Raw genomic sequence first — 24,056 nt, 5'->3', positions numbered from 1 at the left:
CATCACACTGCGCGCAGGTCTTGGCGCGCAGTGCCGTTGCAGTGCCGTTCAAGATAAGTGCAAACGCTCTAGCCCTTGGGCATCGCCAAGGCCACCAAACGGCCGCCTTTTTGATAGCGCACTTCGGTTGCGGTGATCGCGGCGACGCGGCCACCACCGTCAATGGTATCGCCAACCCGCACTTTCTTGTAGCGTCCAGCTGCGGTGCGCACCAAAGCGTAACGCTTTGATTGCGTGCCATATACCCCAATCAGATTCAGTTTTGATAGGTTGATTGCATTCTTGAACGTCGCCTGCTTGGCCACAGTCGCCTTGGTCGGAATCCTTGGTGCCGCAGAGGCCACATCCGGCTCACCATCGGCTTCGGCGCTAGAGTTCTTGTCAGGGATCGCCGCCAGTCTCGGCTGCGGTTCTGCGGCGGGTTCGGGCTCTGGTTCGCGGGCAACTGCTGCAACGGCGGCTTCGACGGCGCGGCTCAGGTCTCGCGGACGCGCGGCAGGCTTGCGGCTGATCGCCACCGCCAGCTTCGATCCGCTGGTTAAGGCCGCCTCTTGGTTCAGCATCTCGGCTTGCGCTGTCAGTGACGCCGCCGCCGAGGCTTGCTGCGCTTGGCGTCCCGCTGACAGGATCGTCGCCGGGCGGGCAGAGGGGCGCAGCCCGGCAAGGCGGCTGTCGACCTCGGGCGCCAACACGCCCTGATCGGCGGCGGTGGGTGGCGTCAGCCCCTCGGGCCGGGTTTTTGGCTTTTTGCCTGCCAAAGCGGGGTCGGCATAAACAGTTGGGGCAGTTTCAGCGCTGGCCACTGAACCGGGCAAAGCTGCGTCCTCAACTACCGGTTTTGCGGCAGCCGCTGCCGCGATCACTGCCTCGGTCCGCGCGGTTGGCACTCGTGACGGCTTGCCCGCCCGCAGAAAAACGCCCTCAGGCGTGATAATTCCCTCGGGCGTCGGCGTGATCGCGCCATTGGATTCAAACTGATACACCGTGCCAAATGGCGGCGGCGCGGGCTGTGCCGCGGGCATCTGGTCACCTTGCGCCAGCGGCTGCACCAGCGACAGGGGATCGGGCGGCAGCGGTGCTGCATCCATCGAAGCGAGGAAAATCTCATCATCGGTGCCCGTCGTCGGGTTCACCGGGGCTGTGGTCTCATCGGCAACATCCAGAGCGGGCGCAGGCTCGGGGTCGGTGCCACTTAGATCTGCCGCATCAGGCGAGGCCACGTCGCCGTCCACCATGGGCACAGCCGGATCGCTGGCCGAAGCCGTATCCGACAACTCTGCCGGGTCTTGCATATCGGCCAACATCTCATCATTGGCATCCGGCATTTCCGTCGCAGGAATCGCCGTGCCATCTGGATTGTCCGCGCCAACCTGCACCGGCGCATCTGCCCCGGTGTTCCACGCGCCCAGCGAATAAGAAGACCAAGCTGCAATCATCGCCAATAGAAACAGCAAGACCACCGTCAGCAGCAGCCCAAGATAACGCGGTTTGCCACGCACTGGTTCGCGGGCCGCAAATCCACCGGGGCCGCGTGCAGAAGCGGGGCGCGTCACTGGCGGCTTCGGCAGGCCTGCACCCGCAGAGTCTGTGGATTTCAGCGGCGGTAGCGCCGAAGGGATCGCGACCTTGCTGCGGGGTTTGGCAGCAGTGGCACTTGATCCCGAGACCAAAGCCGACAGGCCGCGCAAACCGGGTTTGCTGGGCTTTGCTGACTTTACAGTCAGATCCGGTTTTGACATCGACGCGCGCGCTATACCCGATCCTTGCGCCCCAAACCCTTGCATCCCGGCCAGTGGTTTTGCCGCCGCCGGGCGCGGCACCCCAGATTTTGCCGCCCCCAGCGCCGGGGCCTTGTTCAACAGCGGCTCATTGCCCTGACGGCGGCTGGAGAACGCACCCAAAGCCGCAGCCGCAGGCATCGGCGGCAAATCATCGGCGATAACCGGATCAATCACCCGTGCCGCCTTGGCCGAAATCGCGGCCCGGATCACATCGGCACCCTGCGGCTCGTCATCACCCTCAGCCGCCTCATCGAAGACATCCAAAGCCATCGGCGCTTCTTCCACCTCGACCACCGGCTTGCGGGGTGCAGGCGGAGGCAGTGCAGGCTGCGGGATCGGGGCCGACAGCGTATCGGCGAGGGCTGCGATCAACGCGTTGTCGTCATCTAATGATGCGGCGGGCTCGGATCGCGCGGGCCGCGTATTATCTACATGTGCGGCACGCGAAGCATAATCTGTAGGCAGCCAGGTTTCTTCCGCCGCAACCGCTGCCGGCGGGATATCATTGGGTGCCGCGACAAGGGCTTCGGGCTCAACCACCTCGTCCAACGCGCGCAGGTCTTCGGGCGTGGGGCTGACTTCCGTCTTGGACAGATCGTCAGCTGCGATGACAGTTTCCGGCTCAACCACAACTTTGGGCTCAACCGCGGCCGCAGGTACCGCAACCATAGGGTCCAAAACCTCAGGCTGCAAAACCTCAGGCTCACTCACAACCTCAAACTCGGGCGCACTCTTCAGTATCGGTGCCAGCGCTTCAACTGGCGTCTGAACGACAGGCTCAACGGCCTGCGCCGCAGCGCCGAAGCTGCGCGCCACGATCATCACTGGGCCGCTGTCGCGCTCGACCTTTGCCCCTTTCGGGATCAGTGAGGCGGCCATCGCCGACAGGCCAAACCAAGGCTCTGCCGCAAAGCTGTCGGGCTCGGGGGCTGCGACGAAGGCAATCGGGTTCAAGCGATGCTCGGCGGCAAAACTTTCCGCCTCGGCCAAGGTCTCTTTGGCGATCACCGCCACCTGCACTTCTGACCCCGTCCCGGTGTAATCAAACGCCAGATCGGCGACATCGTATGGCGTGCGGCCTTCTAGCGCCGCCACAACCTGCGCGTGGCGCGTGGCCTCATCCGGCCCTGGCGCGTGGACGGTGAGATACAGGATCTGTTCATTCGGGATCACCAGCTTGGTGGTCATCCCGCGCGGCGACAGGCCAAGGGCTGTAGCGCGCAGATAGCCCAAAGCCTCGGTCAGATCGGGCGTGTCAAGCGGAACAGTCCCCACCAACTGCCAGCCACCGCCAGAGCGGTGCAGCAAGCTGATGGTTTCATCCCGGAAGTCGAGTGCAAAAGCTGGTTTCATTTCACGGGTCTAGCACATTGGGGGTACCGCCGGAAACGCTCTACGGCTGGTTTTGCTCTTCCTATAGCAGCTTTTTGCCGAAGGAAAGAAAAAGGCAGGTAGACCGCCAAGGAATGGCTTGCGGCGCCCGTCATAGCATTACACCTAAGACGTATAACATTTGGAGGTTCCCATGCGTGTTCTTAATGCCCTGCTGCTGTCTGCCGCTTTCGTCCTGCCGATTGCGGCCCCGGCCCTTGCCGAAAATGTGATCACCGTGACGGGTGAAGGCACGGTTCAGGTCACCCCCGATATGGCGACGATCTCGCTGGGTGTCACCACAGATGGTTCGTCGGCAGCCGAGGCGATGGCGGCCAATTCCAAGGCGCTGCAAGCCGTGATTGACCGTTTGAAATCGGCGGGGATCGAAGACCGCGATCTGCAAACCTCAAACCTGTCGCTGAACCCGAATTGGGTCGGCTATGATGCGGGCCAAACCCCGAAAATCGCAGGCTATGTGGCCTCGAACATGCTCAGCGTGCGGGTGCGGGCGTTGGATACGCTGGGCACTGTGCTGGATGCCAGCATCACCGATGGCGCGAACACGCTGAACGGCATCACCTTTGATCTTGCGGCCCCGCGCCCGGCGCAAGATGAAGCCCGCAAAGCCGCTGTCGCTGACGCGAAGGCCCGCGCTGAATTACTGACCACGGCAGCAGGTGTGAAACTGGGCAAGATCGAGACGATCGCCGAAAGCGCAGGTTACGGTGCGCCGATGCCGATGTTCCGCGACGAATCCAAAGCGGCTTCGGCGGTGCCTGTGGCCTCTGGTCAGATCGGTATGACGGCTTCCGTGACGATCACCTACGCGATCGTGGAGTAACTTTGCGTTTCATCTGTTCATAAATATCCCCGCCGGAGGCATCCGAGACTTGCCTTAGAAGCCTCCGGCGGGAGTATTTCAAAAAGAGCAAGCCCAGACGGGATAACGGTCTGGGCTTGCTGGTTTTTACGCTGTAGCCGCCGTCAGGGCCTGATCCAGATCGGCGATGATATCGCGCACATCCTCAATCCCGATCGACAGACGCACCACATTCGGCGCGGCTCCCGAGCGGATTTTTGCCTCATCGTCCAACTGGCTGTGGGTGGTCGAGGCCGGATGGATGATCAGGCTGCGGGTATCGCCGAGGTTGGCAACATGGCTGAACAGTTTCACATTATCCACCAGCTTGACGCAGGCGTCATAGCCGCCATTCACCGCGAAGGTGAACAACGCCCCTGCACCCTTAGGGGTGATTGACTCGGCGCGTTTGCGGTAGGGCGAGGAATCCAGGCCAGCATAGGTCACGAACTCCACCCGAGGGTCTTGCTCCAGATATTCCGCGACGATCTTGGCGTTCTCAACATGGCGCTGCATCCGCAGGCCAAGGGTTTCAATCCCCATCAGCGTGTAATGCGCGCCCTGCGGGTTCATCGTCATCCCGAGATCGCGCAGGCCGACAGCGATGGAGTGGAAGGTAAAGGCCATCGCGCCCAATGCCGCATGGAAGGTAAGGCCGTGATAAGCGGGTTCGGGTTGGCTGAGGCTGGGGAATTTATCGCTCGCCGACCAGTCGAATTTGCCGCTGTCGACGACGACCCCACCGGTGACCGTGCCGTTGCCGGTCAGGTATTTGGTGGCGGAATGGACCACCAGGGTGGCCCCATGTTCGATGGGTTTGCAGAGATAAGGTGTGGCGGTGGTGTTGTCGACGATCAAGGGGATGCCCGCCTGATCGGCGATGCGGGCGAGAGCATCGAGGTCGCTGACATAGCCGCCGGGATTGGCGATGGTTTCGCAGAAAATCGCGCGGGTGTTGGCGTCAATGGCGTGTTCGACCGCCAGCAGGTCTTCGGTATCAACGAATTTTGCCGACCAGCCGAAGCGTTTTATGGTCTGGCTGAATTGGGTGATCGTGCCGCCATAAAGCCGCGACGAGGCGACGATGTTAAGGCCCGGCCCCATCAGGGGAAACAGCGCCATGATTTGCGCTGCATGACCTGAGGAGCAGCAGATCGCCCCCGCGCCGCCTTCAAGAGCGCAGACCCGGTCGGCCAGCGCCGAGACGGTGGGGTTGGTCAGGCGGGAATAGATGTAGCCGATTTCTTGCAGGCCGAAAAGTTTGCGGGCGTGTTCGGCGTCGCGGAAAACGTAGGCCGTGGTTTGGTAGATCGGGACCTGCCGCGCGCCCGTCGCGGGGTCGGGGGCGGTGCCTGCGTGGATGGCAAGGGTATCGAAGCCTAGGGGTGCGGTCATGGTATCCTCCGGGAATGAATGGGCGCAGGGTAGGCTGGCCAGCAGAGTCGGGCAACGGGAAAGTATGACGAAGTCCCGCGTTGGGACCGTTTGGAAAATTGTTGTTTATCAAAGGGGTGGTTTTGGGCGTTTAGGGTTTGTTAAGGCTTTGGCGGAAGGGGTCTGTTCTGCGCCGGGGGTTTTTGGTGGGAGGTTGAAGCCTCCGGCGGGAGTATTTTTGCCAAGGTGAATGGTTAAGGGCGCAGCAGTTTTGTCAGCGCCGCGATCAGGGTTTCGGTGCCTGCCATCGTCGTCAAATTGCCGGGTGAGAGGCGAAGGGTTTGGCTGCGGGCGTCGGTGGTGATGCGTTGGGCGCGCAGGATGCCGACGATTTCGGCGGCTTTGTGGGTTTCTGGCAGGCGCAACATGATCGAGCCGCCGCGTTTTTCAGGCGCGCGGGGGGTGAGCAGGGTGAGGTTTAGATCATCGGCGGCCTTGATCAGGCGGGCGGTGAGGTGGCGGTTGTGGGCCAGCAGGTCAGCTTGGTTTTGGGTCGCGTGCCAGTCCAATGCGGGTAGGCTGGCCAATGCTGCCATGGTGCCGGGGGTGCCGCTGTCGTAACGGCGAATGTCGGGGGCGTATTGGAACGCAGTGATGTCCCAGTTGAACGGGTTTTCCTGGCTGAACCAGCCGCGCAGTTCGGGATGACAATGTGGCGTCAGGCGGGGGCTGACGTAGAGGATCCCTGCGCCGGGGGTGCCGCACATCCATTTGAGACTGGTGGAGACGGTGAAATCCACCTCGGGCGCCATCACGTCATAGGGGAGCAGGCCAGCGGCTTGGGTGATATCGGTGCCGATCAGGCTGCCCATGCGCCGACCGTGGGCCACCATGCGTTTGAGATCAATGCGGTGCGAGGTGAGCGAGGACACCCATGTCAGCAGCGCGAGGCCAACGTCTGGCGTCCATGCTTCGAGGAAATCGTCATCCTCGACATAGCCCATGCCTTGGCGCAGGGGCACGGTGTGCAGGGTGAAGCCGTATTTCTCGGCCATGCCATTGAGCAGGAAGTGGTTGGACGGGAAGCAATCGGCCCCGATCAGCACTTTGCGGCCCTTCAGGTGGCTTTCCGGTAGCGAGGTCAACAGCGCGTGGAAACCGGCGGTGACGTTTTCGGTGGCGGTGATGGATTGGCTGGCGGCGTTCAGGATAGCGCGCCAGCGGTCGATGAAATTCTGCCGTTTTCCAAGGGCATAGGCCCATTGGCTGTCATCGGGCTTGCCCCAAACACCCGCAAATTCGGTCATTGCGGCTGCGAGATCGGCGGTCTTGCCGGGATACATGCCGATGGAATGGTAAAGGAAATAGGCGTCAGACATGGGGATCACCGGGTGAGGAAGGGGGCGGGGGCGTAGCGGGGTTTCAGGGCCTCGGGGGCGTTTTCTGCAAGGCTTTGCAGGGTGGCGAGGACTTTTGGGGTTGTGTGAAGGGCGAGGGTCTCGAACGGGCCGCGCGGGAAGTTGAGGCCAAGCTTCAAAGCGGTGTCGATGCCTTCGGGCGTGGTGCCGCCTTCGGCGAGCAGCCATGCGGCCTCGTTGACTAAGGTGGCTTCGATGCGCAGGGCGATTTTGGGGTTGGCTTTTGCAATGGCTTGCGCGGGGTATAGGAAGCCTTGGCTGGATTTGCGACCCAAGTTGCCGCTGGCGACTTGGGCTTTCAGGGCTGCGAAGACGTGGTAGCGGGGATGGTTTTGCATAGCGCTTGCAAGGCCCTCGGTGGCCGCAAGGTTGATGTCGGCACCGATCAGGTCAATCAGCGCGAAGGGGCCAAGACGGTAGCCTGCGGCCATCATCGCGGCGTCGATGTCTTGCACGGCGTGGCCTTCTTCCAGTAGGGCGAGGGCTTCGCCGTAATAGGGGCGCGCACAGCGGTTGACGATGAAGCCGGGGCGGTCAGGGCATTGGATGACGGTCTTGCCAGCCGCTTCGGTGATCTGGCGGGCGAGCGTGAGGGCGGCGGCAGAAGTGCCTGCGTGGGGGGCGAGTTCGACCAATTTCATCGCGGTGGGCGGGTTGAAGAAGTGCAGCGCAAGGATGCGGTCAGGGTGTCGGGCGGTGCTGGCGATGCTTGCTACGGGGATTGAGGAGGTGTTGGTGGCGAGCACGGCATTTGGCGTCAGGATGGTTTCAAGTTCGGCAAAGAGCGCCTGTTTGGCATCGAGGCGCTCGATGATGGCCTCGATCACCAGATCGCAGGGCGCGATCTCGGCTATGCTTGCGGTGATGTGCAGGTTGGACAGCGTCGCATCGCGGGCCTCTGGCGTGAGTTTTTCAGCGCTGACGCGGGCGTTCAGGGCGTCGGACATGCGTTGACGGGCACTGGCGCGCGCAAGCGGCTGGGCATCGGTGGCGATGGTGAAAAAACCAGCCTGTACAAAGATTTGCGCGATCCCTAAGCCCATTGTGCCGAGACCGATGATGCCGATTTTGGGGCTATTGCTGGGCTGCATCAGGTGCCTGTGAAGCTGGGTTTGCGCTTGTCGCGGAAGGCGCGGATGCCTTCGGCTTTGTCGGCGGTGTCCATCAGGGATTCAAAATTTGCGCGTTCCAAGGCGAAGGCGCGAGCGGTTTCGTCGCCTGCGACAAGGGCGGCTTTGGCGGCTTGCAGCGCGAGGGGCGCGCGTTGGCTGAGTTTTGCGGTAAGGTTGATGGCGTCGGGCAGGGCGGAGCCTTCCGTGAGGTAGGCAGCGATGCCCCAGGCGTGGGCGGTTTGCGCGTCGATGATTTCCCCGGTCAGGATCATCCGGCTGGCGCGGGCGCGGCCTGCAAGCGCCAGCAACCGCTGGGTGCCGCCTGCGCCGGGGATCAGGCCAAGGTTGGTTTCGGGCAGGCCGAGTTTTGCGGTTTCGCCCAGAACGATAAGGTCGGCCATCAGGGCGAGTTCCAGCCCGCCACCTAAAGCAAAGCCGTCGATTGCGGCGATCAGCGGTTTGGGGAAGGCGCGGATCGTGGCCCAATAGGCTTTGCGGGGGTCGGCGACGGCCTGCGCGCTGGTTTTGGCCTCGATTTCGGTGATGTCGGCGCCTGCCGCAAAATTGCCCTCGGTGCCGGAGAGCAGGACTGCGCGGATCTTGGGGTCGGTGGCGGCTTGGGTCAGCGTATCGGCCAAAGCCGCAAGCGTCGCGGTGTTCAGCGCGTTCTTTACCGCAGGGCGGTTCAGCGCGATGTGCAGCCAGAATGGGTGCGGGGTGATAGCCAAGTTTTCCATGGACGCACTATGCGGGGTGGGCGAAAAATTTCAAGCGAGAAATTTCAAGCTTGAAATTGTTTTGCCGTGATGGCAGGCTGATGCAAACGCATTGGAGGGATTGCCATGAAGGTTCTGTGTTTGGGCGGTGGTCCGGCGGGCTTGTATTTCGCGATCTCGATGAAGCTGCGCGATGCCTCACACGACGTTGTGGTGATGGAGCGTAACAAAGCCAATGATACCTTTGGCTGGGGGGTGGTGTTGTCGGATGATGCTTTGGGGCGGATGGCTGCGAACGATCCGATCTCGACACAGGCCATTCGCGATCAGTTCGCCTATTGGGACGATATTGCGGTCGTACATAACGGTGTGCGCACGGTGTCGGGCGGGCATGGCTTTGCCGGGATTGGCCGTAAGGCGCTGCTGATCCTGCTGCAAGCGCGGGCGCGGGAATTGGGCGTCGATCTGCGGTTTGAGACAGAGTTCAAATCGGCGGAAGAATACCGCAAGGACTATGATCTTGTGGTGGCGACGGATGGTCTTAACAGTCTTGTGCGGCGCGAATATGCCGAGGTGTTTCAGCCGGATATTGATGTGCGCAAGTGTAAGTTTGTTTGGCTGGGGACGCACGCCAAATTTGAGGACGCCTTTACCTTCATCTTCGAGAAAACCGAATACGGCTGGGTCTGGGCGCATGTTTACCAGTTTGACGCCGATACCGCGACCTTCATCGTCGAATGTAGCCCGGATACTTGGGAGCTGTGGGGCTTCGAGGATATGACCAAAGAGGAAACGGTGGAAACCTGCCGCAAGATCTTTGAACGGCATCTCGGCGGCCATGATCTGATGTCGAACGCGGCGCATTTGCGCGGCTCGGCGGTGTGGATGCAGTTTCCACGGGTGATTTGCGCGCAATGGTATCATGAGAATGTGGTGCTGATGGGCGATGCGACGGCGACCAGCCATTTCTCAATCGGTTCTGGCACCCGGCTGGCGTTTGATAGCGCGATTGCTTTGGCGGAATATCTGCATTCGGAGCCGACCAAAGAGGCGGCGTTTGAGCGCTATCAGGCAGAGCGACGGGTGGAAGTGTTGCGGCTGCAATCGGCGGCGCGCAATTCGCTGGAGTGGTTTGAGGAGGTCGAGCGTTATCTCGATATGCCCGCGCCGCAGTTTGCCTATTCGCTGCTGACGCGTTCGCAGCGGATCAGCCATGAGAATTTGCGGATGCGCGATCCGGCGTGGCTGCGATCGGCCGAGGATTGGTTTGCAGCACAATATGGCGGTGCGCCTGGCCGTGCGCCGATGTTCACGCCGTTTCAGTTGCGCGGCATGACGCTGGAAAACCGCGTGGTGGTGTCGCCGATGGCGCAATATCGTGCGGTCGAAGGCGTGCCGGGCGATTGGCATTTCGTACATTACGCAGAGCGCGCCAAAGGCGGCGCTGGGCTGGTGTATACCGAGATGACCTGCGTGTCCGCCAATGGCCGGATCACGCCGGGTTGCACGGGGCTGTATACGCCCAAGCACGAATTGGCGTGGAAGCGGATCAACGATTTTATCCATGCTGAGACAAAAGCCAAGACCTGCTGCCAGATTGGTCATTCCGGGCGCAAGGGATCGACGCAAGTCGGCTGGGCCGATGCCGATGCACCGCTGGTGTCGGGGAATTGGCCGTTGCTCAGCGCTTCTGCAATCCCGTGGCAAGAGGGCAATGCGACCCCGAAAGCCATGGACCGCGATGATATGGACAGCGTTCTGCGCCAGTTCATCAAGGCAACCGAGATGGCCGAGGGCTCGGATTTCGACATGATCGAGCTTCACGCGGCGCATGGCTATCTGATCTCGTCGTTCATCTCGCCGTTGTCGAATGTGCGGGAAGATGAATACGGCGGCAGTTTGGAAAACCGGATGCGTTATCCGCTGGAAGTGTTCCGCGAGATGCGGCGCTATTGGCCGGGGCATAAGCCGATGTCGGTGCGGATTTCTGCCAATGACTGGGCGGAAGGTGGGGTGACGCCTGCGGAGGCTGTGCAGATTGCCCAGATGTTCGCGGCAGAAGGCGCTGATATTATTGACGTATCGGCGGGGCAGACCTCGATGGACGCGAAGCCTGTATATGGTCGGATGTTCCAGACGCCCTTCTCGGACCGCATCAAGAATGAGGCGGGACTTGCGACGATGGCGGTTGGCAATATCACTGAGGCCGATCAGGTGAACCAGATATTGCTTGCGGGGCGGGCGGATTTGGTCTGCTTGGCACGGGTGCATCTGGCCGATCCGTATTGGACTTTGCATCAGTCGGTGGCCTTGGGCGACACAGGCACCGCATGGCCGAAACCCTATCTTGCGGGCCGTGATCAGGCACGGCGGTTGGTGCAGAAGTCGGAAGGCCCGATCCGGGTATGACTGGGCCGGGTATGATCCTCTCGGGTAACAGTCTGGCTGGCAAACGCGTTTTGATCACCGGGGGCGGCTCGGGTGCAGGCGAGAACCTTGCGCTGGGCTTTGCGCAAGCGGGGGCCGAAGTGGTGATCGCGGGGCGTCGGATCGAGGCGTTGCAGGCGGTGGCTTTGTTGTCGCCGGGTATCCGGGCGGTGCAGGCGGATGTGACCGATGAAGCCTCGGTGCGGGCGATGTTTGCGCAAGCCGGGCCATGCGATGTGGTGATCGCCAATGCCGGGGCCGCGGATTCGACGGTGATGGCGAAGACCTCGCTTGCCCAGTGGAATACGATGATTGCGGTGAACCTGACGGGGGTGTTTTTGACCCTGCGCGACGGCTTGAACCAGATGCCGGGCTGGGGGCGGTTGATCTCGGTGGCGTCAACAGCGGGGCTGAAGGGCTATGCCAAGGTCGCCCCCTATGCGGCGGCAAAGCACGGGGTGATTGGGCTGACGCGGTCTTTGGCCTTGGAAATTGCCAAGCGTCCGGTGACGGTGAATGCGATTTGTCCGGGGTTTCTCGACACGCCGATGACCGATCACTCGGTTGAGGTGATTGCCGAGAAAACCGGGAAATCCTTGGATGAAGCGCGGGCCGTTTTGGCGGCGATGAACCCGCAGGGGCGGCTGATCGCGCCTTCGGAAGTCACCGCGATGGCGTTGTTTCTGTGTGGGCCGGGCTCGGAAGGGGTGAACGGGCAGGCTTTGACGATTGCGGGGGGGGAATTGTGAGTGATCTGTCAAAGCGGCGTCTGAAGATGTGGATCCGGATGTTGGGGGTGACGCGCAGTTCCGAGTCGCACCTGCGCGAGTTTCTGCGGGTGAAACACGACACCACTTTGCCGCGTTTTGACGTGCTGGCAGCTCTGTACCGGCGGCGGGATGGCGTGACGATGTCAGAGCTTTCCCGGATGCTGCTGGTCTCTAACGGCAACGCGACGGCGGTGGTGGATCGGCTGGAAAAAGACGGCCTCGTTCTGCGCACCCAAAGCGATCAGGACCGTCGCACGGTGTTTGTGGCGCTGACGCCGCAGGGTCTGGCGGATTTTGAGGGGCTGGCGAGCGACCACGAGCGCGAGGTGGATCGGCTGTTTGGTGGGCTGTCAGAGCCAGATTTGGACAGCCTGACCGAGATTTTGAAAAGGATGGGCCGAGCATGACCGAAGGCATCAAACTGGCGGATTTTAAGCCCGCGCATTTTCTGTGGGACGTCACCGACCGGGTCGCTGTGCTGCGGTTGAACCGACCCGAGCGCAAGAACCCGCTGACGTTTGAGAGCTATGCCGAGCTGCGCGATTTGTTTCGCAATCTGGTCTACGCGACGGATGTCGATGTGGTGGTGCTGGCGTCGAACGGTGGTAATTTCTGCTCGGGCGGCGATGTGCATGATATCATCGGGCCGCTGATCGGGCTGCCGATGAAGGATTTGCTGGCGTTTACCCGGATGACCGGAGATTTGGTCAAGGCGATGATTTCCTGCGGCAAACCGATCATTGCGGCGGTGGATGGCGTGGCCGTGGGCGCAGGGGCGATCCTTGCGATGGCCGCCGATCTGCGGCTGGCGACGCCGGAGGCGAAATGCGCATTTTTGTTCACCCGGGTCGGGCTTGCGGGCTGCGATATGGGGGCGTGCGCGATGCTGCCGCGGATTATCGGGCAGGGTCGGGCTGCGGAATTGCTGTACACGGGCCGGGTGATGACGGCGGCAGAAGGCGAGCGCTGGGGCTTCTGGAATGCTTTGCACGGTGTCGATGCGCTGGAAGCCGAGGCGCTGGTGCTGGCGCGGCGCTTGGCGGCGGGTCCGTGCTTTGCGCATGGCGTGACCAAGACGCAATTGTTGCAGGAATGGGACATGGGTCTGCTGGCGGCGATTGAAGCCGAAGCGCAGGCGCAAGCGATCTGTATGCAGACGAAAGATTTTGAACGCGCTTATCGCGCGTTCGTGGCCAAGCAAAAGCCGGTTTTCGCGGGGGATTGATGCGCCTTTGGCAAGCCCCGGGGTACTGCCCCCGTCTATTGGTTTCTTGAGCCAATGGCAAAACCAATAGGCACCTGGAATATTTGAGCGCAGAGGATGAACTATGTCGGACCAAAGTTTTCTAAGCTGGCCGTTTTTTGAGGACCGTCATCGGGCGTTGGCGGCGGCTTTGGAGGCTTGGGCTGCGGTGCATCTGCCCGTTGATCATGGTGATGTCGATGCGGCGTGCCGGGGGCTGGTGGCGATGCTGGGGGCGGGCGGTTGGCTGCAGCACTCTGGCGCAGGGATCGGCGAAAACCTGGACGTGCGCAGTCTGTGTCTGATCCGCGAGATTTTGGCCCGCCATGATGGGTTGGCAGATTTTGCCTTTGCAATGCAGGGGCTTGGCATGGGGGCGGTGTCGCTGTTTGGTTCGGATGTGCAGCGCGAATGGTTGGGGCGGACGCGCGCGGGAACGGCGATTTCGGGATTTGCTTTGACTGAACCGGCATCGGGGTCGGATGTGGCGGCGACCAGCACCACTGCGGTGCCGGGGCCGCAGGGCTGGGTGCTGAACGGCGAGAAGACCTATATCTCGAACGGCGGGATTGCCGATGTCTATGTGATCATCGCGCGGACGGGCGAGGCTCTGGGCGCGAAGGGGCTATCGGCGTTTTTGTTGCCTGCCGATACGCCTGGGTTGCGGGTGGTAGAGCGGATCGAAGTGATTGCGCCGCATCCACTGGCGCATTTGGCGTTGCAGGAAGTTGTGTTGCCGGAAACCGCGCTGATCGGGCGGGCCGGGGACGGCTTTAAGATCGCGATGTCGGTGTTGGATGTGTTCCGCTCTACCGTTGGCGCTGCGGCTTTGGGCTTTGCGCGGCGCGCACTGGATGAGGCTTTGACACGCGTTCAAAACCGTCGGATTCAGGGTGCGGCGTTAAGCGAATTGCAGATGGTGCAGGGGCATCTGGCGGATATGGCGTTGCAGGTTGATGCCTCGGCGCTGCTGATCTACCGCGCGGCTTGGGTGAAGGATCAAGGCGCAGCGCGGATCAGCCGGGAGGCCGCAATGGCTAAGCTTTATGCCACCGAAGCGGCGCAGAAGGTGATTGATATGGCGGTGCAGCTGCATGGCGGTGATGGCGTGCGGCATGGCTTTGCAGTCGAGGCTTTGTACCGCGAAATCAGGGCGCTGCGGATTTATGAAGGTGCGTCAGATGTGCAGCGCATCGTGATCGCGCGGAGTATTTTGGGATGACTTATACCCGCGAGATTCAGATCGAGTTCAACCACTGCGACCCGGCGGGGATCGTGTTTTATCCGCGCTATTTTGAGATGACCAACTCGGTCGTGGAGAACTTTTTCAACGATGTGGTCGGGCGCAGTTTTGCCTCGATGCATCGGGGTGCCGCGAACGGTGTGCCGACGGTGGCGCTTGCGGCGGAATTTGTAGCCCCGTCCCGTCTTGGCGATAAGGTGCTGTTTTCACTGACGATTGAGAAAATCGGGCGCTCTTCGGTCAGTTTGAAGATTGCGGGCCATATGGGCGCCGAATTGCGACTGCGCGTGGCGCTGACTTTGGTGTGGATCGACGGCATGAAAGCGGCGGCTTGGCCCGACGCGATGCGGGCGCGCCTGATGGCATATATGGAGGACGCGGCATGAGTCATGAGGTTTTGCACCCGAAAAACTGGAAGCCTGCACGGGGCTATGCCAATGGCATGGCGGCCTCGGGACGGATGGTTTTCACTGGCGGCCTGATCGGTTGGAACGTCGATCAAGAGTTTGAAACCGATGATTTTGTGGGCCAGGTTGAGACGGCGTTGCGGGGGATTGTCGAAGTGCTGGCTTGCGCCGGGGCGCGGCCCGAGCATCTTGTACGTTTGACGTGGTATGTCACCGATAAGAACGAATATCTAAGCAATCTGAAGGGCCTGGGTGCGATTTACAAAGACGTGATCGGGCGGCATTATCCGGCGATGGCGCTGGTGCAGGTGGTGGCTTTGGTCGAGGACCGCGCGAAAGTTGAGATTGAGGCGACCGCCGTTATTCCGGAGGCTGTGTGATGTTGGGGCCGACTGGGCATAGTGATACGTTCACCCGTGACCGTTTGCCACCTGCTGATCAGCAGCCAGAGTTTCTGCTGGAGGGCTTTGATTACCCCGAGTATCTGAACGCAGCGGTCGAGCTGACGGATCGGATGGTCGAAAAGGGCTTTGGCGACCACACGGCTTTGATCGGAAACGGGCGGCAGCGTACCTATAAAGAACTGACTGATTGGTCGAACCGTTTGGCGCATGTGTTGGTTGAGGATTACGGCATAAAACCCGGCAATCGTGTGCTTATTCGCTCTGCCAACAATCCTGCGATGGTGGCCTGTTGGTTGGCCGCGACCAAGGCCGGGGCGGTGGTGGTCAACACCATGCCGATGCTGCGGGCGGGCGAGCTGGTGCAGATTGTCGATAAAGCCGAGATCGCTTTGGCCCTGTGCGACACAAGGTTGATGGAGGAGTTGGTGACTTGCGCCAAGACCTCGGGGTTTCTGAAAACCGTGGTCGGCTTTGACGGCACGGCGAACCATGATGCGGAGCTGGACCGGGCAGCTTTGTCGAAATCGGTACGGTTTAGCCCGCCGCCGGTGGGGCGTGATGATGTGGCGCTGATCGGGTTTACCTCGGGGACGACCGGAGAGCCGAAGGGCGCGATGGCGTTTCACCGCGATATTCTGATCATCGCGGATGGGTATGCGAAAGAGGTTTTGAACGTCACGCCGGAAGATGTGTTTGTAGGCAGCCCGCCTCTGGCGTTCACTTTTGGTCTGGGCGGTCTTGCGGTGTTCCCCTTGCGGTTTGGTGCGGCGGCGGCTTTGTTGGAGCAGGCGACGCCGGGCAATATGATTGAGCTGATCCAGACCCACAAAGCGACAGTGTGTTTTACCGCGCCCACGGCCTATCGGGTGATGCTGAAGGCGATGGCGGAGGGGGCGGATTTGTCATCTTTGCGCGCGGCGGTCTCTGCGGGGGAGACTTTGCCTGCGCCGGTCTATGAAGAATGGATGGCGAAGACCGGCAAGCCGATGCTGGATGGCATTGGTGCCACCGAGATGTTGCACATTTTCCTGACCAATCGGTTTGAAGATCACCAACCGGGTTGCACGGGGCGGCCGGTTAAGGGCTATGAAGCGCGGGTTGTGGGGCCGGATATGGCAGAACTGCCGCGCGGTGAAGTGGGCCGCTTGGCGGTGCGCGGGCCTACGGGGTGTCGGTACTTGGCGGATGATCGGCAAGGGAAATATGTGCGGGATGGCTGGAACCTGACCGGGGATAGCTTCTGGCAGGATGACGAGGGGCGGTTCCACTTTGCCGCGCGCTCGGACGATATGATTATCTCGTCGGGCTATAACATCGCGGGGCCAGAGGTGGAGGCGGCACTGTTGTCGCACCCCGATGTGCTGGAATGTGCGGTGATCGGGCGGGCGGATGAGGAACGTGGGCAGATTGTCGAGGCGCATGTGGTGTTGGCGCAGGGGCGAGTGGGCGATGCTGTGATGATCAAGGCGTTGCAGGATCATGTGAAGCGGGTGATTGCGCCGTATAAATATCCACGCGCGGTGCATTTTGTGCAGGCTTTGCCGAAAACCCAAACCGGGAAAATTCAGCGGTTCCGGCTGAGGGACGGGGCTTAGGGTGCTGCCTTCCAGAGTGTTGCCTTCCGAAGTGTTGCCCATGTTTGCAGACCGGGTGCTGTTCGCCTGAACGTCTTCCCAGCTGGGAGTGGCTTGTATTTCTGGGCAGTTTTGAGGGCATTTTCCACAACATATTGTGGTTGTGCCGCTTGGGCTGCGATTTTGCACCGCCGGGAACAGCGTTTTGCGCAGATCGCTTAATGCAATTCTGCCGCGTTACGCCGGATCGGCCAGCCGGGGCGGGGCGTGGGCAGCGTTGGTGTTTGGGCCGCGTGTTGCAGGGTGGCGCAAAGGCTCGCCTCACGCGCTTGCAGGCGCGCGACGGCGGCGCGGATTTCGCAGAGTTCATCGGCGGGACTTAGGTTTTGCATAGGATTCTCCTGTTGCGGCTTTGTCTGAATAGGATGTGGGGCAGGGGTTAAGGATCGGTTTCGATCTGCCCTTGCGCGAAGACTTGCCCTGAAATCGCGATGATAAATTTTCTTGCATTGCACGCCGCTCAGGCAGATTCTAGCCGGGTATTCGGCAGACAGTTTTGGAGCTTTATCTGTGAGATTTTTCGCTGGCGCAGGCGCTTGGGCTGATGCGCAAGACCGCGCTTCTTGCGCTGGATCGGTTGATCAAGGGCGTGGTGGGGGTGATCATCGGGCTGATGCAGGGGATTTTGGGTATCGTGCCTATCCCAAAAGCGGATCAAACGATGGGGGTGGTGCGGGCCGATCTGAAAGTCTCGGTTGGGCTGATCGATGAGGTGATTTTGGCGCATGGCATCAGGACCGAGGCAGAAAATCCTTGGAGTCCGGCGCAGGACGGCTTGGTGCTGTATGCGCAGAACGCCAAGCCCTTGTTGATCAATGCGGCTTGGCTGACCCTGTTCAGCTGTGGGCTGTCGTTCGTGGTGTTTCTGGTGATGCTGGCCCCGGCGGCTTTGGTGGTTTGCCTGATCTCCGGGTCATGGTCGGCGGGCGGGTTTGTGTTTGCCATTTTGTTTGACTGGGCGGTGACAGCGGCGCTGATTGAGCCCTTTGCGATTGCCTGCCTGTTGCAGGTGTTCTTCAAAGTGACGCAAGGCCAGCAGCCTGATCCGGTCTGGCGGGCGAAGTTGGAGGCTGCAACGGTGAAATTCAAAGAGTTGGACACACGGGCGGCAACTTGGGCGGGTGCCAAATTTAGCGGCGCACCTGCGGTTTAACGGGCAACACTTCGTCACAATCTATGCGCGGTTGCGATGGGCCGTTGCTCTGTCGGGTCAGATGTGGCAAGACAAAACAGACGCAATCTAGACTGGTGAGTTTAGCCAAATGAGCGATTTTTCTGCCCGCCGCGTGATGATGGTCGACACTCAGGTGCGCCCGTCCGACGTCACAAAATTTCCCATTATCGCGGCGATGCTTGCGGTGCCGCGCGAGGCCTATGTGCCACACTCAAAATCCGAAGCGGCTTACGTCGGTGAGAACCTTGAGATCGGCAATGGTCGGGTGATGGTGGAAGCCCGCACTTTGGCCAAGATGCTGGAGGCGCTGGATGTGCAACCAAGCGACCGCGCTTTGTATATCGCGGGTGGTCTGGGCTATGGCGCTGCGGTGCTGGGGCGGATGCTGGCTTCGGTGGTGATGGTTGAGTCCGATGCGGGGCTGGCGGGCGCGGCGCAGGCGACTTTTGGCGCGGGCAAAGTCTCGGTGGTGACCGGGCCGCTGGAGGATGGCGCGGCGGGATCGTATGATGTGATCCTGATTGAGGGCGGCGTGCAGCAGGTGCCCGAGGCGCTGCTTGCGCAACTGGCCGAAGGTGGCCGGATTGCCGCGATTTTCATGCAGGGCGCGCTTGGGTCGGTGAAAATCGGCCATAAGGCTGACGGTCGGGTGACTTGGCGGTTTTCGTTTAACGCTACGGCACCGATTTTGCCGGGATTTGCCAAGGCTTCGGCCTTTGCGCTGTAAACAATAGACGTGGCGGCTGGACCGGGTCTGGCCGCTGACAACAAGCGCAAAACGCGCAGCTACATATGAGGTCGTGATGCAGAAGTTTTGGGCAGCAGTGGCGGTGACGGCGGCGATGGTGGCGGCCCCCGCCGCGGAGTCAGAGACTTTGGCGGATGCGCTGATCTCTGCCTACAAGACATCGCATCTGCTGGATAGAAATCAGGCTGTGTTACGGGCGGCGGATGAAGATGCCGCGGTGGCTTTGGCGCAACTGCGCCCTGTGATCAGTTTTGCCACGCAGGCGACATGGACCAAGCAGGACAATGACTTGCCATTTCGCAGTACTTTGGGGCAAAGCCTTCCAGCCTATGCTGAATCCGCCGATGCCTCGGCACAACTGAGCGCGACGTTTCTGATCTATGCGGGCGGGCGTGGCAAGATGGCCATCGATGTGGCGCGGGAAAGTGTGCTGTCGACGCGGGAGGCTTTGGTGAATGTCGAGCAGCAAGTGTTGCTGTCGGCGGTTTCAGCCTATGTGGATGTGCGTTTGCAGATCGAGACTGTGGCTTTGCGCGAATCCAACGTGCGGCTGATCAGCCAGGAATTGCAGGCGGCAAAAGATCGTTTTGATGTTGGCGAAGTGACGCTGACCGATGTGTCTTTGGCCGAAGCGCGGCAGGCTGCGGCGCAATCGGGTCTGGCTGCGGCGCAAGGGGCGCTGGAAGCCGCGCGGGAACGCTATAAAGCGACGATTGGCCATTATCCCGGCAAGCTGGCGGGCCTGCCGAAGCTGCCGGTTGCCGCAAAATCCGAAGAAGCCGCGCGCGCGATTGCGGTGCGCAACCATCCGGTGATCAAACAGGCCGGGCATGAGGTGAAGATTTCAGACATTCGGGTCAAAATCGCCGAAGCCGCTTTCCTGCCGACGGTCAGCAGCTCTTTGATGGTCAGCGAGGATTGGCTGTCGGGCTCGGGCAATGCCGTGGCCGGGGTGAAGTTCAGCGATACACTCTATCAGGGCGGCGAACGCTCGGCTTTGTATCGGCGAGCCTTGGCGGGCAAAGAATCTTCGGCGGCGGCGCAGTTGCAGGCGGTGGTCGAAGTGTCGGAAGCCGTTGGCAATGCCTGGTCGAACGTGATCGTGCAGCAGGCCTCGATCCAAGCCGGGGGCTTGCAAGTGACGGCGGCACAAAAGGCATTTGACGGCGTGCGCGAGGAAGCCACGTTGGGCGCGCGCACCACTTTGGACGTGCTGGACGCCGAACAGGAACTGCTGAGCGCGCGCGCCGACAAGCTGCAATCGGAAGCCAGCCGCTATGTGGGCGTTTATCAACTGCTGTCCACCATGGGGCAGTTGACGGCGGAGCAGTTGAACCTTGGCATCACCACTTATGATCCAGAAGCTTATTACACCGCCATCAAGAAAGCCCCGCTGACTTCGACGCGCGGCAAGCGGCTGGACAAGATCCTAGAGAAAATCGGCAACTGAGCCGTTTCAGATTTGCTTAAGGTGTCAGCGGCCCCTGCCCGGATGCGGTGCGGGGGCCGTTTTCGTTAAACTCGTCAGCAGTCTATCCGCTTGATCGTTCTCGGTAATGCGCCAATTCCTTGTCAGGCGTGGCTTCTGTCGCTAGACTGACGATGAATAACTGGGTTTGAAATGCGTAGGGCGCCGTTGATGTCAGAGCCGTTGAGTTCGACCGAAATTGAGGATGTGCTGTCCTCTATCCGCAGGCTGGTGTCGGATGACATGCGGCCCACCCCAAAGCTGGCGGCGGCTGCGGGAGATAAACTGATCCTGACCCCGGCGTTGCGGGTGGTGCAGACCGAGGCTGAGGTGCCAGAGCCTTTGGCAGCCCCGCTGCCGATGTTCGTGGCGGTGCCGCGCACAAATCTGATGGATGCGCCGCGCAGTGGTTTGGGCGACGTCGTTGCCAGCGTAGGGGCTGCGGTCGACGCAAGCCCGGATGATTGGGAAGCCGAAACCGGCGATTGTGCACCCCAGCCGGATATGGGTTTGGTCAATCCATGGTCGCTGCCTGCTGATGACGTGTTGGTGGATGAGCCGCTGGCGTCGAATGAGGACGACTTGGAGCCGCATGATCCCTTTGAGTATCACGCGGCCGAGGCGGCTGCCCCGGCGCAAACTCCGGCTTGGGCGCAAGAGGATGAGATCGCGCAAGACGATGAGGCTGAAGCCACCACCGCGCCGCTGCGTGGCACGGTAGAGCCAGACCCAGTCTGGGCCGATGCCGCCGAAGCCAGCGTGCTGGCGGCACTTGCGAAGCCGGATGCGGCGGACGACGACGAAGCGTTCGATCAGGCAATGCGGTTTGATGAAGATGTACTGCGTGAGTTGGTGCGCGACATGCTGCGCGAAGAACTTGCGGGCAAAATGGGCGAGCGGATCACCCGGAATATTCGCAAGCTGGTGCGGGCCGAAATCGCGCGGGCGCTGGCCGCGCAAGAGTTTGAATAGATTCAGGTGGCGCAGGCGGGGGCTGACTGTAACCCAATGATCCCAAATAAAAAACGCGCCACAAGGCGCGTTTTTCTATTCTTAATGCAGAGACAGCTTATGCCGCTTCTGCATGCTCCAACTCCAGCGCATGACGGCGCTCGGATTCTTCGCGCGACAGTGCCACCGAAGTGCGCACGCCTTTTGACACGAATTCCATCAGCCCCTTGACCACGCGTTCATTCGGGTCGATCCCGGCGCAGGACAACACTTCACGACCATCGCGCGAGCGTGCCCAACGGGCGATTTGATCGGGGCCGTTGCCGTATTTCTTGTCATCTGCAATGGCATCATCCAAAGCAGCCAAAACCACCGCCGCAAAAAGCTTGCGCGCCCGCTGGCCTTGTTCAAAGTTGAAGGCTGTGCTGTCAACCGTACCCAACATCACATGTTCCTTTTTTCTTGCTCTTGTATTTCCGTAACTTCGTGCTTGTAACGTTTTGATAACGATTCGGGGGTTTATCTTTCGCATATCTGTCATGCGCATGGCGCATGGCTTGCGAGTGTGTCTACCGTATCTAGTCGTCTTGCTTGCAAACGTAACACGTTATATAGGGGGCGCTTGTTTAACTTCAACCTTTTGACAAGGTTTTACCACAAATGCCGAAGATCAACGGAAACGAAATCAAACCGGGCTTCATCATGGAACATGACGGCGGGCTTTGGGCTGCGGTCAAGGTCAACCATGTCAAACCCGGCAAAGGCGGCGCTTTCGCTCAGGTAGAGTTGAAAAATCTGCGCGATGGCCGCAAGTTGAACGAGCGGTTCCGCTCGGAAGACAAGGTCGAAAGGGTCGAGTTGGAAAACAAGGACCAGCAGTTTTTGTATGAGACCGATGGGCGTTTGGTGTTCATGGACTCTGAGACCTACGAGCAAGTTGAAATTGATGCCGAATTGCTGGGCGACCGTCGCCCCTTCTTGCAAGATGGCATGATGGCGACGGTGAACTATTACGGCGAAGAGCCGCTGAACGTCAGCCTGCCGCAAAAAGTGCGTTGCAAGGTGGTCGATACCGAGCCTGTGCAAAAGGGCCAGACGGCGACGAGCAGCTTTAAGCCTGCGATCTTGGACAACGGCGTGCGGATCATGATCCCGCCATTTATCGGGCCGGACGAAGATATCATCGTGCATACCGAATTGATGGAATATTCTGAGAGGGCGTAAGCTTTGGCGATTGCTTGGTGAAGGATTTGGGGCCGTCCTTTTGGGGCGGCCTTTTGTTTGGAGGTTTGTGATGGACGTGATTTTGCAAGCGCTGCGGGCGGCGGGCAAGGCGGCAGTGGCGCCGCGATTTCGGGCCTTGGGCGCGGATCAGATTTCGCAGAAAACCGATTTTGCCGATCTGGTGACGGTGGCGGATACCGAAGCCGAGGCTTTGATTGGGGCGATTTTGGCAGAAACTTGGCCAGAGGCGCGGGTGCTGGGCGAAGAAGCTGTTGCGGCAGATCCACGCCTTCGCGCTGCGATGGCGGGTGCGGGGTGGCAGGTGATCGTCGATCCTGTCGATGGCACTTGGAATTTCGCCAAGGGCATCTCGACCTTTGGCATGATCGCGGTGGCGGTGCAGGATGGGGTGACGCAATATGGGCTGCTGTATGATCCTTTACTGGATGACTGGGTTGAGGTGAGCGCGGGCGGGCCTGCGCGGTTCGTACAGGCGAATGGGCGGGCGCAGGTGTTGGCGGTGTCTGGGGTCAGCGATCCGGCGCAGATGTGTGGCTTCATTCCGGTGGGGCTGTTTGCGGCGGATCGAAAGCGGGCGGCGGTGCTGGCGGGGTTGTCTTATGGCCGCGTGACCAGTTTGCGCTGCTCGTGCCATGAATATCGGCTGATGGCGCAGGGGCATGTGGAATTCGTGATCTCGGGGCCGCAGCCGCATCCGTGGGACCATGCGGCCGGCGTGCTGGCGGTGCAGGCGGCGGGCGGCGTGGCGCGGTTTCTGGATGGCGGCGCGTATGATCTGGCGCGGCGGGCTGGGGTGTTGGTGGTGGCCAATTCGGAAGCGACTTGGAGCCGGGTGGCGCGGGATTATGTGGCTTTGGAAGATTGATCTGTTGCGCGGCCTGAGGCGGCGGATGCCTGAGGCGGGGATATTTGGGCAGAGAGGATGACCTTCAGCGCAGAGCTTTTACAGTGAGATTTTGGCGCTGCCTGCGGTGAGGTTATCGACGCGATCAAAGCGCAGATAGGCGATGGCACGGCCCTGGCTTTGCGTGAACAGGGTGCCTGCGGGTTTGTCGTCTTGCACGATTGGCGTGCCGGGGGGGGCCTCGCCTGCGATGCTGACGGTGATCAGGCCCTTTTTCAACTCAGTCTTGTGTTTCATCCGGGCGGTGACTTCTTGACCGACATAGCAGCCCTTGCGGAAATCGACGCCGTGCAGCCGTTCAAAACCGGATTCGAGCAGGTAGCTGTCATCCGGGATCAACTCGATGCCAGTTTCGGGGATGCAATGGGTCACGCGGATGGCATCCCAGTCGATGCTGGGGCCGGTGCCTGAGGGGCCGTAAGCGCGCCAGCCGAGGGCGGGGTGGCGCGGGTCGGGGAGGGCATCCGCTGGGGCATCGCCCAAGCCGCGCGTCACATTTAGGTCGGTGGCGGCAAATTGCACATCGGCGCGCAGGCGGTACATCGAAAGACGGCGGATTGTGGCGTCTGCACTGCTGGCTTTGATGTCCAACAGCAGGCGGTCGCCTTGCGCCACCAGCAGGAAATCGGCGAGGTACTTGCCTTGCGGCGTCAACAGCGCCGCCCAAACCATGCCATCGCCGCGCGCCAAGGCCAGCACATCATTGCTGACCATGCCTTGCAGGAAGCTTAGCCGATCCGCTCCGGTGATGGTATAGACGCGGCGGTCAGCGGCGGTTTCGCCCCCGCTTGTTTGTCTGGGCAT

Annotated in this window: 23 protein-coding genes; 15 read left to right on the top strand and 8 right to left on the bottom strand. The window is 60.9% G+C overall.

Annotation, left to right across the window (positions count from 1 at the left end):
• Positions 1-68 precede the first annotated feature (68 nt).
• Positions 69-3,134 (bottom strand): hypothetical protein, encoded by a 3,066-nt coding sequence (locus Q7V03_RS14210; protein WP_304926251.1) that lies wholly within the window; start codon positions 3,132-3,134, stop codon positions 69-71.
• 172 nt (positions 3,135-3,306) lie between these two features.
• Here Q7V03_RS14210 and Q7V03_RS14205 point away from each other — a divergent pair, with 172 nt between their 5' ends.
• On the top strand, positions 3,307-3,996 hold the full coding sequence (locus Q7V03_RS14205; protein WP_304926250.1) for an SIMPL domain-containing protein: 690 nt from the start codon (positions 3,307-3,309) through the stop codon (positions 3,994-3,996).
• 126 nt (positions 3,997-4,122) lie between these two features.
• Here Q7V03_RS14205 and Q7V03_RS14200 read toward each other — a convergent pair whose 3' ends face one another.
• The 4 genes from Q7V03_RS14200 to Q7V03_RS14185 all read right to left on the bottom strand — a co-directional run bounded on the left by Q7V03_RS14200 (position 4,123) and on the right by Q7V03_RS14185 (position 8,655).
• Positions 4,123-5,409: an O-acetylhomoserine aminocarboxypropyltransferase/cysteine synthase family protein gene (locus tag Q7V03_RS14200; protein ID WP_304926249.1), complete on the bottom strand. Its 1,287-nt coding sequence runs from the start codon at positions 5,407-5,409 to the stop codon at positions 4,123-4,125.
• A 233-nt stretch (positions 5,410-5,642) separates the two neighbouring features.
• Positions 5,643-6,767: an aminotransferase class V-fold PLP-dependent enzyme gene (locus Q7V03_RS14195; RefSeq protein WP_304926248.1), complete on the bottom strand. Its 1,125-nt coding sequence runs from the start codon at positions 6,765-6,767 to the stop codon at positions 5,643-5,645.
• Positions 6,768-6,772: 5 nt separating this feature from the next.
• A complete protein-coding gene (locus Q7V03_RS14190; RefSeq protein ID WP_304926247.1) occupies positions 6,773-7,897 on the bottom strand; it encodes a 3-hydroxyacyl-CoA dehydrogenase NAD-binding domain-containing protein in 1,125 nt (374 codons plus the stop codon).
• Positions 7,897-8,655, bottom strand: coding sequence for an enoyl-CoA hydratase-related protein (locus Q7V03_RS14185; protein ID WP_304926246.1), 759 nt, complete (start codon positions 8,653-8,655; stop codon positions 7,897-7,899). The genes Q7V03_RS14190 and Q7V03_RS14185 overlap by 1 nt, the downstream gene beginning before the upstream one ends.
• 105 nt (positions 8,656-8,760) lie before the next feature.
• Here Q7V03_RS14185 and Q7V03_RS14180 point away from each other — a divergent pair, with 105 nt between their 5' ends.
• The 8 genes from Q7V03_RS14180 (at position 8,761) to Q7V03_RS14145 (ending at position 16,723) form a co-directional block, all read left to right on the top strand.
• The gene (locus Q7V03_RS14180; RefSeq protein WP_304926245.1) at positions 8,761-11,043 is read left to right on the top strand and encodes a bifunctional salicylyl-CoA 5-hydroxylase/oxidoreductase; all 2,283 of its coding nucleotides are present in this window, start codon (positions 8,761-8,763) and stop codon (positions 11,041-11,043) included.
• Complete coding sequence (locus Q7V03_RS14175; RefSeq protein WP_304926244.1) at positions 11,040-11,810, top strand: SDR family NAD(P)-dependent oxidoreductase; 771 nt, start codon at positions 11,040-11,042, stop codon at positions 11,808-11,810. Before Q7V03_RS14180 ends, Q7V03_RS14175 begins: the two co-directional genes overlap by 4 nt.
• Complete coding sequence (locus Q7V03_RS14170) at positions 11,807-12,238, top strand: MarR family winged helix-turn-helix transcriptional regulator (protein ID WP_304926243.1); 432 nt, start codon at positions 11,807-11,809, stop codon at positions 12,236-12,238. Before Q7V03_RS14175 ends, Q7V03_RS14170 begins: the two co-directional genes overlap by 4 nt.
• Positions 12,235-13,056, top strand: coding sequence for an enoyl-CoA hydratase family protein (locus Q7V03_RS14165; protein ID WP_304926242.1), 822 nt, complete (start codon positions 12,235-12,237; stop codon positions 13,054-13,056). The genes Q7V03_RS14170 and Q7V03_RS14165 overlap by 4 nt, the downstream gene beginning before the upstream one ends.
• Before the next feature lie 103 nt (positions 13,057-13,159).
• On the top strand, positions 13,160-14,296 hold the full coding sequence (locus Q7V03_RS14160; RefSeq protein WP_304926241.1) for an acyl-CoA dehydrogenase family protein: 1,137 nt from the start codon (positions 13,160-13,162) through the stop codon (positions 14,294-14,296).
• Positions 14,293-14,703, top strand: coding sequence for a thioesterase family protein (locus Q7V03_RS14155; RefSeq protein ID WP_304926240.1), 411 nt, complete (start codon positions 14,293-14,295; stop codon positions 14,701-14,703). Before Q7V03_RS14160 ends, Q7V03_RS14155 begins: the two co-directional genes overlap by 4 nt.
• On the top strand, positions 14,700-15,104 hold the full coding sequence (locus Q7V03_RS14150; RefSeq protein WP_304926239.1) for a RidA family protein: 405 nt from the start codon (positions 14,700-14,702) through the stop codon (positions 15,102-15,104). Before Q7V03_RS14155 ends, Q7V03_RS14150 begins: the two co-directional genes overlap by 4 nt.
• Positions 15,104-16,723, top strand: coding sequence for an AMP-binding protein (locus Q7V03_RS14145; protein ID WP_304926238.1), 1,620 nt, complete (start codon positions 15,104-15,106; stop codon positions 16,721-16,723). The genes Q7V03_RS14150 and Q7V03_RS14145 overlap by 1 nt, the downstream gene beginning before the upstream one ends.
• A 197-nt stretch (positions 16,724-16,920) precedes the next feature.
• Here the strand turns inward: Q7V03_RS14145 and Q7V03_RS14140 are convergent, their stop codons facing one another.
• A complete protein-coding gene (locus Q7V03_RS14140) occupies positions 16,921-17,094 on the bottom strand; it encodes a hypothetical protein (protein ID WP_304926237.1) in 174 nt (57 codons plus the stop codon).
• Between the two features lie 212 nt (positions 17,095-17,306).
• On the opposite strand from Q7V03_RS14140, the gene Q7V03_RS14135 reads away from it, so the two are divergent.
• From Q7V03_RS14135 to Q7V03_RS14120, 4 genes are all read left to right on the top strand, one after another.
• Complete coding sequence (locus Q7V03_RS14135; RefSeq protein WP_304926236.1) at positions 17,307-17,915, top strand: hypothetical protein; 609 nt, start codon at positions 17,307-17,309, stop codon at positions 17,913-17,915.
• Positions 17,916-18,024: 109 nt separating this feature from the next.
• Complete coding sequence (locus Q7V03_RS14130; protein ID WP_304926235.1) at positions 18,025-18,663, top strand: protein-L-isoaspartate O-methyltransferase; 639 nt, start codon at positions 18,025-18,027, stop codon at positions 18,661-18,663.
• 76 nt (positions 18,664-18,739) lie between these two features.
• Positions 18,740-20,134, top strand: a complete 1,395-nt coding sequence (locus Q7V03_RS14125; protein WP_304926234.1) for a TolC family outer membrane protein — start codon at positions 18,740-18,742, stop codon at positions 20,132-20,134.
• A gap of 189 nt (positions 20,135-20,323) precedes the next feature.
• Complete coding sequence (locus Q7V03_RS14120) at positions 20,324-21,124, top strand: hypothetical protein (protein ID WP_304926233.1); 801 nt, start codon at positions 20,324-20,326, stop codon at positions 21,122-21,124.
• A gap of 97 nt (positions 21,125-21,221) precedes the next feature.
• Here the strand turns inward: Q7V03_RS14120 and Q7V03_RS14115 are convergent, their stop codons facing one another.
• The gene (locus Q7V03_RS14115; protein ID WP_299482235.1) at positions 21,222-21,548 is read right to left on the bottom strand and encodes a DUF6280 family protein; all 327 of its coding nucleotides are present in this window, start codon (positions 21,546-21,548) and stop codon (positions 21,222-21,224) included.
• 215 nt (positions 21,549-21,763) lie between these two features.
• Between Q7V03_RS14115 and efp the strand changes: the two genes are divergently transcribed.
• Both efp and Q7V03_RS14105 read left to right on the top strand, forming a co-directional pair.
• Positions 21,764-22,327 carry an elongation factor P gene (efp, locus tag Q7V03_RS14110; protein WP_304926232.1) on the top strand — a complete coding sequence of 188 codons (564 nt, stop codon included), beginning with the start codon at positions 21,764-21,766 and terminating at the stop codon, positions 22,325-22,327.
• Between the two features lie 70 nt (positions 22,328-22,397).
• Entirely contained in the window at positions 22,398-23,213 is an 816-nt protein-coding gene (locus Q7V03_RS14105; protein ID WP_304926231.1) for an inositol monophosphatase, read from the top strand.
• A gap of 78 nt (positions 23,214-23,291) precedes the next feature.
• Here Q7V03_RS14105 and Q7V03_RS14100 read toward each other — a convergent pair whose 3' ends face one another.
• A complete protein-coding gene (locus tag Q7V03_RS14100; RefSeq protein ID WP_304926230.1) occupies positions 23,292-24,056 on the bottom strand; it encodes a folate-binding protein YgfZ in 765 nt (254 codons plus the stop codon).

It is taken from the genome of Cypionkella sp. (assembly GCF_030652235.1).
Classification (GTDB): domain Bacteria; phylum Pseudomonadota; class Alphaproteobacteria; order Rhodobacterales; family Rhodobacteraceae; genus Cypionkella.
The sequence above is the reverse complement of the archived record's forward strand: the minus strand, read 5'-3'. Positions and strand labels throughout refer to the sequence as shown.

Excerpts from the sequence above, each read along its gene's own strand:
- Q7V03_RS14165 (WP_304926242.1), top strand. The coding sequence starts at position 12,235 with ATGACCGAAGGCATCAAACTGGCGGATTTTAAGCCCGCGCATTTTCTG.
- Q7V03_RS14140 (WP_304926237.1), bottom strand. The coding sequence starts at position 17,094 with ATGCAAAACCTAAGTCCCGCCGATGAACTCTGCGAAATCCGCGCCGCC.
- Q7V03_RS14135 (WP_304926236.1), top strand. The coding sequence starts at position 17,307 with ATGCGCAAGACCGCGCTTCTTGCGCTGGATCGGTTGATCAAGGGCGTG.
- Q7V03_RS14145 (WP_304926238.1), top strand. The coding sequence starts at position 15,104 with ATGTTGGGGCCGACTGGGCATAGTGATACGTTCACCCGTGACCGTTTG.
- Q7V03_RS14150 (WP_304926239.1), top strand. The coding sequence starts at position 14,700 with ATGAGTCATGAGGTTTTGCACCCGAAAAACTGGAAGCCTGCACGGGGC.
- Q7V03_RS14180 (WP_304926245.1), top strand. The coding sequence starts at position 8,761 with ATGAAGGTTCTGTGTTTGGGCGGTGGTCCGGCGGGCTTGTATTTCGCG.
- Q7V03_RS14200 (WP_304926249.1), bottom strand. The coding sequence starts at position 5,409 with ATGACCGCACCCCTAGGCTTCGATACCCTTGCCATCCACGCAGGCACC.
- Q7V03_RS14105 (WP_304926231.1), top strand. The coding sequence starts at position 22,398 with ATGGACGTGATTTTGCAAGCGCTGCGGGCGGCGGGCAAGGCGGCAGTG.
- Q7V03_RS14175 (WP_304926244.1), top strand. The coding sequence starts at position 11,040 with ATGACTGGGCCGGGTATGATCCTCTCGGGTAACAGTCTGGCTGGCAAA.
- Q7V03_RS14210 (WP_304926251.1), bottom strand. The coding sequence starts at position 3,134 with ATGAAACCAGCTTTTGCACTCGACTTCCGGGATGAAACCATCAGCTTG.
- efp (WP_304926232.1), top strand. The coding sequence starts at position 21,764 with ATGCCGAAGATCAACGGAAACGAAATCAAACCGGGCTTCATCATGGAA.
- Q7V03_RS14195 (WP_304926248.1), bottom strand. The coding sequence starts at position 6,767 with ATGTCTGACGCCTATTTCCTTTACCATTCCATCGGCATGTATCCCGGC.
- Q7V03_RS14205 (WP_304926250.1), top strand. The coding sequence starts at position 3,307 with ATGCGTGTTCTTAATGCCCTGCTGCTGTCTGCCGCTTTCGTCCTGCCG.
- Q7V03_RS14160 (WP_304926241.1), top strand. The coding sequence starts at position 13,160 with ATGTCGGACCAAAGTTTTCTAAGCTGGCCGTTTTTTGAGGACCGTCAT.
- Q7V03_RS14190 (WP_304926247.1), bottom strand. The coding sequence starts at position 7,897 with ATGCAGCCCAGCAATAGCCCCAAAATCGGCATCATCGGTCTCGGCACA.
- Q7V03_RS14125 (WP_304926234.1), top strand. The coding sequence starts at position 18,740 with ATGCAGAAGTTTTGGGCAGCAGTGGCGGTGACGGCGGCGATGGTGGCG.
- Q7V03_RS14100 (WP_304926230.1), bottom strand. The coding sequence starts at position 24,056 with ATGCCCAGACAAACAAGCGGGGGCGAAACCGCCGCTGACCGCCGCGTC.
- Q7V03_RS14130 (WP_304926235.1), top strand. The coding sequence starts at position 18,025 with ATGAGCGATTTTTCTGCCCGCCGCGTGATGATGGTCGACACTCAGGTG.
- Q7V03_RS14115 (WP_299482235.1), bottom strand. The coding sequence starts at position 21,548 with ATGTTGGGTACGGTTGACAGCACAGCCTTCAACTTTGAACAAGGCCAG.
- Q7V03_RS14185 (WP_304926246.1), bottom strand. The coding sequence starts at position 8,655 with ATGGAAAACTTGGCTATCACCCCGCACCCATTCTGGCTGCACATCGCG.
- Q7V03_RS14120 (WP_304926233.1), top strand. The coding sequence starts at position 20,324 with ATGTCAGAGCCGTTGAGTTCGACCGAAATTGAGGATGTGCTGTCCTCT.
- Q7V03_RS14155 (WP_304926240.1), top strand. The coding sequence starts at position 14,293 with ATGACTTATACCCGCGAGATTCAGATCGAGTTCAACCACTGCGACCCG.